General features: G+C 69.7%; 10 protein-coding genes. 6 read left to right on the top strand and 4 right to left on the bottom strand.

Annotation, left to right across the window (positions count from 1 at the left end; genetic code table 11):
• The first annotated feature begins 108 nt into the window (after positions 1–108).
• Positions 109–3,222, top strand: a complete 3,114-nt coding sequence (locus ABT360_RS26795; RefSeq protein WP_351821590.1) for an efflux RND transporter permease subunit — start codon at positions 109–111, stop codon at positions 3,220–3,222.
• Positions 3,223–3,556: 334 nt separating this feature from the next.
• Here the strand turns inward: ABT360_RS26795 and nadA are convergent, their stop codons facing one another.
• Positions 3,557–4,744: a quinolinate synthase NadA gene (gene nadA, locus ABT360_RS26790; protein ID WP_351821587.1), complete on the bottom strand. Its 1,188-nt coding sequence runs from the start codon at positions 4,742–4,744 to the stop codon at positions 3,557–3,559.
• Between the two features lie 244 nt (positions 4,745–4,988).
• Here nadA and erpA point away from each other — a divergent pair, with 244 nt between their 5' ends.
• Entirely contained in the window at positions 4,989–5,345 is a 357-nt protein-coding gene (erpA, locus tag ABT360_RS26785; RefSeq protein WP_064071056.1) for an iron-sulfur cluster insertion protein ErpA, read from the top strand.
• Positions 5,346–5,487: 142 nt separating this feature from the next.
• Here the strand turns inward: erpA and ABT360_RS26780 are convergent, their stop codons facing one another.
• Positions 5,488–6,963 carry a hypothetical protein gene (locus tag ABT360_RS26780; protein ID WP_351821584.1) on the bottom strand — a complete coding sequence of 492 codons (1,476 nt, stop codon included), beginning with the start codon at positions 6,961–6,963 and terminating at the stop codon, positions 5,488–5,490.
• A gap of 76 nt (positions 6,964–7,039) precedes the next feature.
• Positions 7,040–7,252: a hypothetical protein gene (locus ABT360_RS26775; protein WP_351821581.1), complete on the bottom strand. Its 213-nt coding sequence runs from the start codon at positions 7,250–7,252 to the stop codon at positions 7,040–7,042.
• Positions 7,253–7,379: 127 nt separating this feature from the next.
• Here ABT360_RS26775 and ABT360_RS26770 point away from each other — a divergent pair, with 127 nt between their 5' ends.
• Positions 7,380–8,354 (top strand): carbohydrate kinase family protein, encoded by a 975-nt coding sequence (locus ABT360_RS26770; protein ID WP_351821578.1) that lies wholly within the window; start codon positions 7,380–7,382, stop codon positions 8,352–8,354.
• On the opposite strand, the gene ABT360_RS26765 is transcribed toward ABT360_RS26770, so the two are convergent.
• A complete protein-coding gene (locus tag ABT360_RS26765) occupies positions 8,355–9,734 on the bottom strand; it encodes a cysteine desulfurase/sulfurtransferase TusA family protein (RefSeq protein WP_351821575.1) in 1,380 nt (459 codons plus the stop codon).
• Positions 9,735–10,367: 633 nt separating this feature from the next.
• On the opposite strand from ABT360_RS26765, the gene ctaC reads away from it, so the two are divergent.
• Genes ctaC through ABT360_RS26750 form a run of 3 tightly spaced genes read left to right on the top strand, consistent with a single transcriptional unit; the run spans position 10,368 to position 13,479 of the window.
• A complete protein-coding gene (gene ctaC / locus ABT360_RS26760) occupies positions 10,368–11,339 on the top strand; it encodes an aa3-type cytochrome oxidase subunit II (RefSeq protein WP_351821572.1) in 972 nt (323 codons plus the stop codon).
• A complete protein-coding gene (gene ctaD, locus ABT360_RS26755) occupies positions 11,336–13,084 on the top strand; it encodes an aa3-type cytochrome oxidase subunit I (RefSeq protein ID WP_351821569.1) in 1,749 nt (582 codons plus the stop codon). Before ctaC ends, ctaD begins: the two co-directional genes overlap by 4 nt.
• Positions 13,081–13,479: a cytochrome c oxidase subunit 4 gene (locus tag ABT360_RS26750; protein WP_351821567.1), complete on the top strand. Its 399-nt coding sequence runs from the start codon at positions 13,081–13,083 to the stop codon at positions 13,477–13,479. Before ctaD ends, ABT360_RS26750 begins: the two co-directional genes overlap by 4 nt.
• Positions 13,480–13,571: the final 92 nt, after the last annotated feature.

The following is a 13,571-nucleotide window of genomic DNA, read 5'->3' as shown; positions in this document are numbered from 1 at the left end:
ATCCGGTGTATGCCCGCCATAAGCAAACGGGACCTGGGGCCGACGGAACCCTCCCCTCCGTGGCTGATCGTATGAATACCTGCCGATCCGCCACAGAAGAGAGACCCCATGTCCTGGCTGTCCAGATTCAGCCTCGCACAACGGGCCCTGATAGGGCTGATGTCCATCGTGGCGATCGTCTTCGGGGCGATCGCCATCCCGCAGCTCAAGCAACAGCTGCTGCCCTCCATCGAACTGCCGATGGTGTCGGTTCTCGCCCCGTACCAGGGCGCGTCCCCCGACGTGGTCGAGAAGCAGGTCGTCGAACCGCTCGAGAGCACCATCAAGGCGGTCGACGGCATCAAGGGCGTCACCTCCACCGCCAGTGAGGGCAACGCGCTCATCATGGCCACCTTCGACTACGGCGACGAGGACACCAAGCAACTCGTCGCCGACGTCCAGCAGGCCGTCAACCGCGCCCGCGCACAGCTGCCCGAGGACGTCGACCCGCAGGTCGTCGCCGGTTCGACCGACGACATCCCGACCGTCGTCCTCGCCGTCACGTCCACCAGGGACCAGCAGGCGCTCGCCGACCAGCTGGAGCGGACCGTCGTCCCGGCCCTGGAGGACATCGACGGCGTCGGCCAGGTGTCGATCGACGGTGTGCAGGACCTCCAGGTCTCCGTCACGCCCGACGACCGGAAGCTCGCCGCGGCGGGTCTGAACCCCATGACCCTGTCCGAGGCCCTGAAGGCGGGCGGCGCGACCGTCCCGGCCGGCTCCTTCTCCGAGGCGGGCAAGAGCCGCACGGTCCAGGTCGGCGGTGGCTTCTCCTCGCTGAAGCAGATCGAGGACCTCTCGATCAAGCCCGAGAAGGGCGACGCGGTACGCCTCGGCGACATCGCCACCGTGAAGCAGGAGGAGTCCCGGCGGGTCTCCCTCACCCGTACGAACGGCAAGCCCAGCCTCGCCGTCATGGCCACCATGGACAACGACGGCAGCGCCGTCGCCATCTCGGAAGCGGTCCGGAAGAAGCTCCCGGACCTGCGCGAGGACCTCGGTTCCGGCGCCGAGCTGACCGTCGTCTCCGACCAGGGCCCGGCGGTCTCCAAGTCCATCTCCGGTCTGACCACCGAAGGCGCCCTCGGACTCCTCTTCGCCGTCCTCGTCATCCTGGTCTTCCTGGCCTCCCTCCGCTCCACCCTGGTCACCGCGGTCTCCATCCCGCTCTCCGTGGTCCTCGCCCTGATCGTCCTGTGGACCCGCGACCTGTCGCTCAACATGCTCACCCTGGGCGCGCTCACCATCGCGATCGGCCGGGTCGTCGACGACTCGATCGTGGTCCTGGAGAACATCAAGCGGCACCTCGGCTACGGCGAGGAGCGCCAGGCGGCGATCCTCACGGCGGTACGCGAAGTGGCCGACGCGGTCACCTCCTCCACCCTCACCACCGTGGCGGTCTTCCTCCCCATCGGTCTGGTCGGCGGCATGGTGGGCGAGCTGTTCGGCTCGTTCTCCCTCACGGTCACCGCCGCCCTGCTCGCCTCCCTCCTCGTCTCCCTCACTGTCGTACCGGTCCTGTCGTACTGGTTCCTCCGGGCCCCCAAGGGCACGTCGGCGGACCCGGACGAGGCCCGCCGCAAGGCGGAGGAGAAGGAGAGCCGCAGCGTCCTCCAGCGCATGTACGTCCCCGTCCTGCGCTTCGCCACCCGGCGCCGCCTCACCAGCGTCGCCCTCGCGATCGTCGTCCTCGTGGGCGCCTTCGGCATGGCCCCGCTGCTGAAGACCAACTTCTTCGACCAGGGCGAGCAGGAGATCCTGTCCATCAAGCAGGAGCTGCCGGCCGGCACCAGCCTGGAGGCGGCGGACGCCGCGGCGAAGAAGGTCGAGAAGGTCCTCGCCTCGGTCGACGAGGTCAAGGACTACCAGGTCACCGTCGGTTCGTCCGGCTTCATGGCGGCCTTCGGCGGCGGTACGGGCGCCAACCAGGCCTCGTACCAGGTCACGCTCACGGACGCCGCCTCGTACGGGAAGGCCCGTGACCGCATCGACGCCGAGCTCGGCAAGCTCGACGGCATCGGCGACACGACCATCGCGGCCGGTGACGGATTCGGCAACCAGGACCTGAGCGTCGTGGTGAAGGCGTCCGACGCGACCACCCTCAAGCGGGCCTCCGAGCAGGTACGCGCGGAGGTCGCCGAGCTCAAGGACGTCATCGACGTCCAGAGCGACCTGTCGCAGTCCGTCCCGCGCATCTCGGTCCAGGCGGGCCCCAAGGCGGCCGAGGCGGGCTTCACCGACGCCGCCCTCGGCATGGCGGTCGCCCAGGCCGTACGCGGCACCCCGGCCGGCAAGGCGATCCTGGACGACACCGAGCGCGAGGTGATGATCACCTCCGCAAGGCCCGCCAGGACACTGACCGACCTCAAGGCACTCCCGCTCGGCCCGGCGAAGCTCGGCGACATCGCCGAGGTGAAGCTGGTCCCCGGTCCGGTCTCGATGACCCGCATCGACGGTTCGCGCGCGGCGACCATCACGGCGAAGCCGACCGGTGACAACACGGGCGCGGTCAGCAGCGCGCTCCAGTCGAAGATCAACGCGCTGGACCTCCCCGACGGAGCCACCGCGTCCATCGGCGGCGTCTCCGAGGACCAGGACGAGGCCTTCGCGAACCTGGGCCTGGCGATGCTGGCGGCGATCGCGATCGTCTTCATGCTCCTGGTCGCCACGTTCCGCTCGCTGGTCCAGCCGCTCATCCTCCTGGTCTCCATCCCCTTCGCTGCCACGGGGGCCATCGGCCTCCTGGTGGCCACAGGAACAGCGATGGGCGTCCCGGCGATGATCGGCATGCTGATGCTGATCGGCATCGTGGTCACCAACGCGATCGTGCTGATCGACCTGATCAACCAGTACCGGGCCCAGGGCCTGGGGGTCGTCGAATCGGTCATCGAGGGCGGTCGCCACCGCCTCCGCCCGATCCTGATGACGGCCCTGGCGACGATCTTCGCCCTGCTCCCCATGGCCCTGGGCATCACGGGCGAGGGCGGCTTCATCGCCCAGCCGCTCGCGGTCGTGGTGATCGGCGGCCTGGTGACCTCGACCCTGCTCACCCTGCTCCTGGTCCCGACGCTCTACGCGATGGTGGAACTCCGCAAGGAGCGCCGCCGCGCCAAGCGCGAGGCCAAGCGCGCGGCGAAGTCGGCGCCCGCCGAGGAGAGGGCCCCGGCCCCTGCCAACGCGTAACGCCCGCGCGGTCCGGCCACGCACGACCCCGCACCCGGCGTCCGGCCGGGGCGGGGCCGTGCAGGGTCGTCCCGCAGAGGCCGGTGGCGCCGGAAGGGCTCCCTGCCGCCGAGACCCGAGGCCGCCGGCCTCGAGGAGGCGAGCCCGGAGGGGCCACGCCCCCCCATCCACGGCCCCCGTCCCGCACGCAGGGGCCCGCGCCGCACCCGCGGCCCCCTCCCGCACCACACGCCGCACCCAGGGCCGTCTCGCACCCACCGGCGTCCGAGCCCAACGCCCGAGGGGCGCCCCGCAGCCGGCGGGGCGCCCCTCGGGCGTACACGTACGAGAAGAACTACGGCAGCGCCAGCATCCGCTCCAGCGCCAGCTTGGCGAAGCTCTCCGTCTCGCGGTCGACCTGGATCTGGTTGACCAGGTTGCCCTCGGCGAGCGACTCCAGCGCCCACACCAGGTGCGGCAGGTCGATGCGGTTCATGGTCGAGCAGAAGCAGACCGTCTTGTCGAGGAAGACGATCTCCTTGCCCTCGCTGGCGAAACGGTTCGCCAGACGCTGGACCAGGTTCAGCTCCGTACCGATCGCCCACTTCGAGCCGGCCGGGGCCGCCTCCAGGGTCTTGATGATGTACTCGGTCGAGCCGACGTAGTCCGCCGCTGCCACGACCTCGTGCTTGCACTCCGGGTGGACCAGCACGTTCACGCCCGGGATCCGCTCCCGCACGTCGTTGACCGAGTCCAGCGAGAAACGCCCGTGCACGGAGCAGTGGCCCCGCCACAGGATCATCTTGGCGCCGCGCAGCTCCTCCGCCGTCAGCCCGCCGTTCGGCTTGTGCGGGTTGTAGAGGACGCAGTCCTCCAGCGACATGCCCATGTCCCGGACGGCGGTGTTGCGGCCCAGGTGCTGGTCAGGCAGGAACAGAACCTTCTCGCCCTGCTCGAAGGCCCAGTCCAGCGCGCGCTTGGCGTTGGACGAGGTGCAGATCGTGCCACCGTGCTTGCCGGTGAAGGCCTTGATGTCGGCGGAGGAGTTCATGTACGAGACGGGGACCGTCACGTCCGCGATGCCCGCCTCCGTCAGCACGTCCCAGCACTCCGCGACCTGCTCGGCCGTCGCCATGTCGGCCATCGAGCACCCGGCCGCCAGGTCCGGCAGCACGACCTTCTGGTCGTCCGTGGTCAGGATGTCCGCCGACTCGGCCATGAAGTGCACGCCGCAGAAGACGATGTACTCGGCCTCCGGCCGCGCCGCCGCGTCCCGGGCGAGCTTGAAGGAGTCGCCGGTGACGTCCGCGAACTGGATGACCTCGTCGCGCTGGTAGTGGTGCCCCAGGACGAAGACCTTGTTCCCGAGCTTCTCCTTGGCCGCGCGGGCGCGCTCGACCAGGTCCGGGTCGGAGGGCGAGGGGAGGTCGCCGGGGCACTCCACTCCCCGCTCGCTCTTGGGGTCGGCCTCGCGGCCGAGGAGCAGCAGGGCGAGGGGCGACGGCTGGACGTCCAGGGGCTGGGCGGTGGTCACGTCACGCACCCTTTCTTTTCTGCGGAGAGCCTTTTCGTCTAAATGACGTTATCTATCATAACCGGTTCACGTCACTTTGACGATGGCCATAGTGTCGATGTGACACATCCCCCCTCCACAGGCCGGTGCTTGCCCGGAGCCCGGTGTGCGAGCATGAAAGGGAAAGACAAGCGCTGTGCCCGGAATGAATCCGCGGCCCCGCCGGTTGCAACCGGTCGGCAAGCAGTCTCCGTACAACCCGGGAGAGAAGCAGATGTCCGTATCGGACGAGAAGACCACTGTCAGCGACGGCATCCTCCTGTCGGACGCCGCCGCGGCCAAGGTCAAGGCCCTGCTCGACCAGGAAGGCCGCGACGACCTGGCACTGCGCGTCGCGGTTCAGCCCGGTGGCTGCTCGGGCCTGCGTTACCAGCTCTTCTTCGACGAGCGTTCGCTCGACGGTGACGTCGTCAAGGACTTCAACGGCGTCAAGGTCGTCACCGACCGCATGAGCGCCCCGTACCTGGGCGGCGCCTCCATCGACTTCGTCGACACGATCGAGAAGCAGGGCTTCACCATCGACAACCCCAACGCCACCGGCTCCTGCGCCTGCGGTGACTCCTTCAGCTGAGGAAGCCTCACCCCACGGCTGGAAACGCAAGGCGGCGGCCCCGGACCATCCCCGGGGCCGCCGCCTTTTCCGCGTCCGGCGTCCGCGTCCGGCGTCCGCGTCCGGCGTCCGCGTCCGGCGTCCGCACCCGCGTCCAGGTGGCCTACCTCCGCGGCACGCCCTCACCGCTCGCCGCGTCCACGACCTGCCGGTCGCCCAGCGGCTGGTCCAGCGTCACCGTGCCGGTCAGCTCCTTCGCAATCAGGATGCAGACCCGGCCCGGCTCGATCGGCGTCTCGACCACCTTCAGCTTCACCTGTGTGCCGCTCTCCTCGGCCTTGACGGTGTACTTGCTGCACACCCCGCCCCAGAAGCGCGCCGTCAGGATCTTCCCGTCCTGGCTGTACGACTCGACCTGCCGCGGCGCCTTCCCGGTTCCCGGTGTTCCCGGCGTCCCCGACGGCTCCGGAACGGATGTCGCCGGAGGGGGCGCGGGCACCAGGTGCTTGGGCGACACCGCCGGGTAGGTGATGGTGAACGGCCGCGCGTCCCCCTTGGGCGCCACCTCGAACAGCCAGGACGGCACGAGCGCCGGGCGCCCCGCCGTGTAGTGCGCCGCCAGCCCGAAGACCGCCTTGGAGATCGTCACCGTCTCCGCCGGCTTCGAGGCCGGCCCGCACGGGGCGGCCGGCTTCGTCCCGGAGTCCTCCAGCGGCGCGGGTGTGGCGCACCCACCGATGCCGACCTGGCCATCACCCGACCCGGCGTTCAGCAGCTTCAGCGCCTCCGCCGCGCCGATCACCGGATACTCATGGCTCTCCGCCGGAGCCTTCAGCCGGCCGCTGCCGCCGCTGACCGTGCCGTCCGCGCCCACCTGGATGCCGGTGGACCAGCCGTACGTCGGCAGCCCGCCCACGACCGGGTCCGCGTTGACCACCCGTACCGCACCCATCACCTGCGTGGCGTCCAGCTCGGCTTCCTGCTGGCCCAGTGCCTTCAGTACCGGGGCTGCCGCCTTCTTCGCGGCCGCCTCGCTCACCGGCTGCCCGCCGCCCTGGGGCTGCCCGCCCGTGGGGCACTCCTTGCCCTTGAGGCAGTTGTCGCCGACCGGCGCCGTCCCGAACGTCCAGACGCCCGGCGCCTGCCGCTCGACCTGGAGCGTCGCGCCCGAGCCGTCCTTGTCCGGGCCGACCTTCCACGCCGTGCCGGCCGCCTTGGGCGTGCCGTCGACGCCCAGTGCCTTGGCCAGCCGCGCCACGTCGTCGGCGCCGACGGTGCCCTCCGGGCGGTACAGGTGCGCCGAGTCGGGGCCCTTGGGCAGGGCGCCCCCGGCTCGGTAGACCACCCCGTTCGGGTCCGGCTCACCGGGCGCGATGCCCGGCCCGCCGCCCGGTGAACCGCCCGGCGTACCGCTCTCGGTGTGGCCGTCGAGGGCGAGCGGCGGCGGCTGCGTACCGCCCGCCGCGGGAACGCCACCCCGTCGGCCGTCACCGTCCGACGCCACCGTGGCGAAGTACGCACCGCCGCCCCCGGCCAGCAGCACCGCCGCCGCCACCGAGGCGACGGCGAGCGGCGAACGCCTCCGGCGAGGGCTCTCCTGTGTCGGCTCCGTGGCCGGCTCCGGCTCCGTACTGCTCACCGCAATGCTCCTTCGTACGCCGTGGCCCCTTTACGGGAGACACCCCTGGGACGGAGCGGAGGAGCGCACGGTTCCCTCAGGCGCCGTACTCCGGCGCAGCGGCCATCAGCCGGGCGGAGGCGGGCGGGACGACCACGCCATGGATCAGGGAGGGCGACACGGGGGCGGGCGCGGGTGCGGCCTCCGCCGGAACCACCCAGTGCGGTGCCATGCGGGCGCTGTCCCCGCGCAGCTCCGCCAGGCTCACATCGGATTCGTGCTGCTCACGCGGAACGCTGAACTTCGACATAAGCGCACCGTACGCATGCGAGAGCCGACCGAAAAAGACCTACTATCGGGTAGTTTCCACATGTGGGGGCGGCGCCGACCCGGTAGCGTGAACTGTCAACTCCCCCTTCCCGCAGGAGCGCCCAGCCGTGCGTATCGCAGTCACCGGCTCCATCGCCACCGACCACCTCATGACCTTCCCCGGCCGATTCGCCGACCAGCTGGTCGCCGATCAGCTGCACACGGTCTCCCTCTCCTTCCTGGTCGACAACCTCGACGTACGCAGGGGAGGGGTGGCGGCCAACATCTGCTTCGGCATGGGGCAGCTCGGCACCCGCCCCATCCTGGTCGGTGCGGCGGGCTCCGACTTCGACGAGTACCGCGCCTGGCTCGACCGGCACGGTGTGGACACCGGATCCGTACGGATCTCCGAGGTCCTGCACACCGCGCGCTTCGTGTGCACCACCGACGCCGACCACAACCAGATCGGCTCCTTCTACACCGGCGCGATGAGCGAGGCCCGGCTGATCGAGCTCAAGGCCGTCGCCGACCGGGTCGGCGGCCTCGACCTGGTGTCCATCGGCGCGGACGACCCCGAGGCGATGCTCCGCCACACGGAGGAGTGCCGCACCCGGAACATCCCGTTCGCCGCAGACTTCTCGCAGCAGATCGCCCGCATGGACGGCGACGAGATCCGCACGCTGCTCGACGGCGCGACGTACCTCTTCTCCAACGAGTACGAGAAGGGGCTCATCGAGTCCAAGACCGGCTGGACCGACGAGGAGATCCTCGCCAAGGTCGGCCACCGCGTCACCACCCTCGGCTCCCGAGGGGTACGCATCGAGAGCGTCGGCGGACCGGTCATCGAGGTCGGCTGCCCCGAGGAGCAGGCCAAGGTCGACCCGACGGGCGTGGGCGACGCCTTCCGCGCCGGCTTCCTGTCGGGCCTTTCGTGGGGCGTCGGCCTGGAGCGCGCCGCCCAGGTCGGCTGCATGCTGGCCACGCTGGTCATCGAGACGCTCGGCACCCAGGAGTACACCCTGAGCCGCCCGCCCTTCATGGACCGCTTCACCAAGGCGTACGGCCATGAGGCCGCGGCCGAGGTCCAGGCCCACATGCCCTGACTACGACGTCCGGCGGACCGTGTACGCCGTACCGTGCTCCGCCGGACGCTCGCCCACGTATTCCTGGCCGCGCATCTCGCACCACGCCGGGATGTCCAGGCGGGCCGCCTCGTCGTCGGAGAGGACCGTGACGGTGCCGCCGACCGGGACGTCGCCGAACACCTTGGCCAGCTCGATCACCGGGATCGGGCACCGCCTGCCGAGTGCGTCCACCACCAGGGACTCCCCGCCGCCGGTCGTGGGCGGGGACGCCGGAGCCCCGAACCGCTCCCGGATTCCCGCCACCGTGCCCGGCAGCACCTCCAGGAACCGCTCCACGTCCGCCTCCGCCGTCCCGAACGGCAGCGACACCCGGACGTTGCCCTCCGACAGCACCCCCATGGCGCGCAGGACATGGCTGGGTGTCAGCGTCGAACTCGTACACGACGAACCGGAGGAAACGGAGAAACCGGCCCGGTCCAGCTCGTGCAGCAGAGCCTCCCCGTCGACGTAGAGGCAGGAGAACGTCACCAGATGGGGAAGTCGCCGTACCGGATCGCCGACCACCTCCACGTCGGGCACCACCTCCGCCACCCGCGTCCGGATCCGCTCGACCAGCTCGCCCAGCCGCCCGGCCTCCGCCGCGGCCTCCGCGCGGACCGCCCGCAGCGAGGCCGCCGCCGCCACGATGGCCGGGATGTTCTCGAACCCGGCCGAGCGCCCCGACTCCCGTTCGTCCGCCGGACCTTGGGGCGCGAACCGCACACCCTTGCGAACGACCAGCAGTCCGACCCCCGCAGGGCCGCCCCATTTATGGGCACTTGCCGTGAGCAGTGACCAATCGCCCTCCACCGGGCCCCACGCCAGCGACTGCGCGGCGTCCACCAGGAGCGGTACCCCCGCCTCCCGGCACGCCGCGGCCACCTCGGCCACCGGCTGCTCGGTGCCCACCTCGTGATTGGCCGACTGGAGGCAGGCGAGCGCCGTGTCGTCCCGCAACGCGGCGGCGTACGCGTCCGGCGCGACCCGTCCGGCCCGGTCCACCGGCACCTCGGTCACCGCCCCGCCGTCCGCCTCGAGCGCGGCCGCCGCGTGGAGCACGGACGAGTGTTCCACCGCCGATACGACCAGATGCCGCCCCACCCGCCGGCGCCCGGCGAGGGCCCCGGCAACCCCCGAGTGCACCGCACGCGTCCCCGAAGGAGTGAACACGAGCTCGTCGGGACGGCACCCCACCGCCTCCGCCGCCGCCTCCCGCGCCGCGTCCAGCAGCAGCCGGGCGCGCCGCCCCTCCCGGTACAGGCGGGCGGGATCGGCCCACCCCTCGTCCAGCGCGGCCTGGAGGGCCTGCCGGGCGACCGGGTGGAGCGGGGCGGCGGAAGCGGAATCGAAATAGGGCACGCAGCCACGCTATCTCCGCCGGGCCCACCCACGGGTGCCGACCGAGGCGGAAGCAGGACGCGAAGCCGGGCCGAAGCGGGACCGAGCCGGGCCCGAACCCAGACGTGACGCCGGACCGGGGCAGGACCCCGCGGGACCGAGCGGGACCGAGCGGGACCGAGCGGGACCGAAGAGGGGCCGGGCAGACCGTGCCCGGACGCGAGCCGGACGGACCCTGGGCCCTATCCAGACGCGAGCCGGACGGACCCTGGGCCCTATCCAGACGCGAGCCGGACGGGCCCCGGACCCAATCCGGACGCGACCCCGGACGGGCCACGGACCCAATCCGGACGCGACCCCGGACGGGCCACGGGGGCCCCGGACCGAAGCCGGATCGAAAACCAGACGCGCAGCCGGACGTGCAGCCGGACGCGCCCCCGGCCGAAGCGGACGGAACCCTCAGAAAATCGGCCCTGAACACCCCTTCGGGGTGCCGTGCGGCGCGTTGGGCACCCTCCCCGCGCGACCCCAAATAGCGTCCAGTAGGGTTTGGTCCGCATAAACATCCAAACCCCTGCCCGCGTCAGGGCCGGCGACCGACCAGCGTGACGGCCGCAGCCGACCGCGCGGGCGAGACTCTCGGGAAGGCGCTACGTGAGTCCCAACGGCTCCGACCGCTCGTCGCGGCGCCCGATGCGGCGGAAGCTGCCGCAGGTGCTGACTGCGGGCCTGATCCTGGCTACCGCCTCCGGTTGCTCGTACAACTGGGAGGACTTCCCCCGCCTTGGTATGCCCACCCCGGTGACGGAGGAGGCCCCGCGGATCCTCTCCCTCTGGCAGGGCTCGTGGGCGGCTGCGCTCGCCACGGGCGTGCTGGTCTGGGGCCTGATCCTGTGGAGCGTCATCTTCCACCGGCGTAGCCGCACCAAGGTCGAGGTTCCTCCGCAGACCCGGTACAACATGCCCATCGAGGCGCTGTACACGGTGACCCCGCTCATCATCGTCTCGGTGCTCTTCTACTTCACCGCGCGTGACGAGTCGAAGCTTCTGGCTCTCTCCAACAAGCCGGCCCACACCATCAGTGTGGTCGGCTACCAGTGGAGCTGGGGCTTCAACTACATCGAGAACGTCGACGGCAAGGCCGACACGGGCGCCACGCCCGCCAAGGAACTCGCCGTCGTTCCTGACAAGTACCAAAAGGAGTTCCCCCAGGGAGCCGAGGGTGTCTACGACTACGGCATCCCGGGCACGCGGAATCCGCAGAACGGCAACCCCGGCCCGACCCTGTGGCTGCCGAAGGGTGAGAAGGTCCGGTTCATCCTGACCTCCCGTGACGTCATCCACTCGTTCTGGGTGGTCCCCTTCCTGTTCAAGCAGGACGTCTTCCCCGGTCACAACGTGAACGTCTTCGAAGTGACCGCGACCCAGGAGGGCACCTTCAAGGGCAAGTGCGCCGAGCTCTGCGGCGTCGACCACTCCCGGATGCTCTTCAACGTCAAGGTCGTCTCCCCGGAGCGCTACCAGCAGCACCTGAAGGAGCTGGCCGAGAAGGGGCAGACGGGTTACATCCCGGCGGGCATGCAGATGACCGACTCGGCCAGGAACTCGGAGAGCAACCAACTGTGAGCATCCTCAACGAACCTCAGGGTGCCGCCGAGGCAGCCGACGGCTCGCGTGAGCCGTACGAGAACGAGCTGCCCGTCCGGCGCCGCCACCCCGGCGGTGTGGTCGTGAAGTGGCTGACCACCACCGACCACAAGACGATCGGCACGCTTTACCTGGTCACGTCGTTCATCTTCTTCTGCATCGGTGGTCTGCTGGCGCTCTTCATGCGCGCCGAGCTGGCCCGTCCGGGTACGCAGATCATGTCGAACGAGCAGTTCAACCAGGCGTTCACGATGCACGGCACGATCATGCTGCTGATGTTCGCGACGCCGCTGTTCGCCGGATTCGCCAACTGGATCATGCCGCTGCAGATCGGCGCGCCCGACGTGGCGTTCCCGCGGCTGAACATGTTCGCGTACTGGCTGTACCTCTTCGGCTCGATCATCGCGGTGGCCGGCTTCCTCACCCCGCAGGGTGCGGCCGACTTCGGCTGGTTCGCCTACACGCCGCTGTCGGACGCGGTCCGCTCGCCGGGTGTCGGCGCCGACATGTGGATCATGGGTCTGGCCTTCTCCGGCTTCGGCACGATCCTCGGCTCGGTCAACTTCATCACCACGATCATCTGCATGCGCGCTCCGGGCATGACGATGTTCCGCATGCCGATCTTCACCTGGAACGTGCTGCTGACCGGTGTGCTGGTCCTGCTCGCCTTCCCGGTGCTCGCCGCCGCGCTCTTCGCGCTGGAGGCGGACCGCAAGTTCGGCGCCCACATCTTCGACCCGGCCAACGGTGGAGCGCTGCTGTGGCAGCACCTCTTCTGGTTCTTCGGGCATCCGGAGGTGTACATCATCGCCCTGCCGTTCTTCGGCATCGTGTCGGAGATCATCCCGGTCTTCAGCCGCAAGCCGATGTTCGGTTACATCGGCCTGGTGGCCGCGACCATCGCGATCGCCGGTCTGTCCGTGACGGTGTGGGCTCACCACATGTACGTCACCGGCGGTGTGCTGCTGCCGTTCTTCGCCTTCATGACCTTCCTGATCGCGGTTCCGACCGGTGTGAAGTTCTTCAACTGGATCGGCACCATGTGGAAGGGCTCGTTGTCCTTCGAGACACCGATGCTCTGGACGATCGGCTTCCTGGTCACCTTCACCTTCGGTGGTCTGACCGGTGTCATCCTGGCCTCGCCGCCGATGGACTTCCACGTCTCCGACTCGTACTTCGTCGTCGCGCACTTCCACTACGTCGTCTTCGGCACCGTGGTGTTCGCGATGTTCGCCGGGTTCCACTTCTGGTGGCCGAAGTTCACCGGAAAGATGCTGGACGAGCGGCTCGGCAAGATCACGTTCTGGACGCTGTTCATCGGCTTCCACGGCACGTTCCTGGTGCAGCACTGGCTCGGTGCCGAGGGCATGCCGCGTCGGTACGCGGACTACCTCGCCGCCGACGGCTTCACCCTGCTGAACACGATCTCCACGATCGCCTCGTTCCTGCTGGGCATGTCGATCCTGCCGTTCTTCTACAACGTCTGGAAGACCGCCAAGTACGGCAAGAAGATCGAGGTCGACGACCCGTGGGGCTATGGCCGTTCGCTGGAGTGGGCGACCTCCTGCCCGCCGCCGCGGCACAACTTCCTCACGCTGCCGCGCATCCGTTCGGAATCCCCGGCGTTCGACCTGCATCACCCTGAGATCGCCGCTGTCGGCCAGCTCGAGAACCACGGGCAGAAGGACACCGCGCTGTTCGGTGGCAAGGAGGTCGGCAAGTGAAGATCCAGGGCAAGATGTTCATCTGGCTGAGCATCTTCATCCTCGCCATGGCGATCCTCTATGGCGTGTGGTCGAAGGAGCCGGCCGGTACGACGGCGCTCTTCCTGGCCTTCGGCCTGGCGATCATGATCGGCTACTACCTGGCCTTCACGGCCCGGCGAGTGGACGCCATGGCCCAGGACGACAAGGAGGCCGACGTCGCGGACGAGGCCGGTGAGGTCGGCTTCTTCTCGCCGCACAGCTGGCAGCCGCTCTCCCTGGCGATCGGCGGCGCGTTCGCCTTCCTGAGCATCGCGCTCGGCTGGTGGCTGCTGTACTTCTCCGCTCCGCTGGTCCTGATCGGCCTGTGGGGCTGGGTCTTCGAGTACTACCGGGGCGAGAACCAGAACCAGTAGGAGTTCGTCAAGGCCCGCGACGACAAGGACAAGGAGGTCGAGGACCGGAAGAACAAGGACAACGAGCGGATCGACTCCGAGCGCGAGAAGGC

Origin of the sequence: Streptomyces sp. NPDC000229, assembly GCF_040300825.1 — a bacterium.
GTDB lineage: Bacteria > Actinomycetota > Actinomycetes > Streptomycetales > Streptomycetaceae > Streptomyces.
Note: the sequence above shows the minus strand (reverse complement) of the source record. Positions and strands in the feature narration are given on the sequence as shown.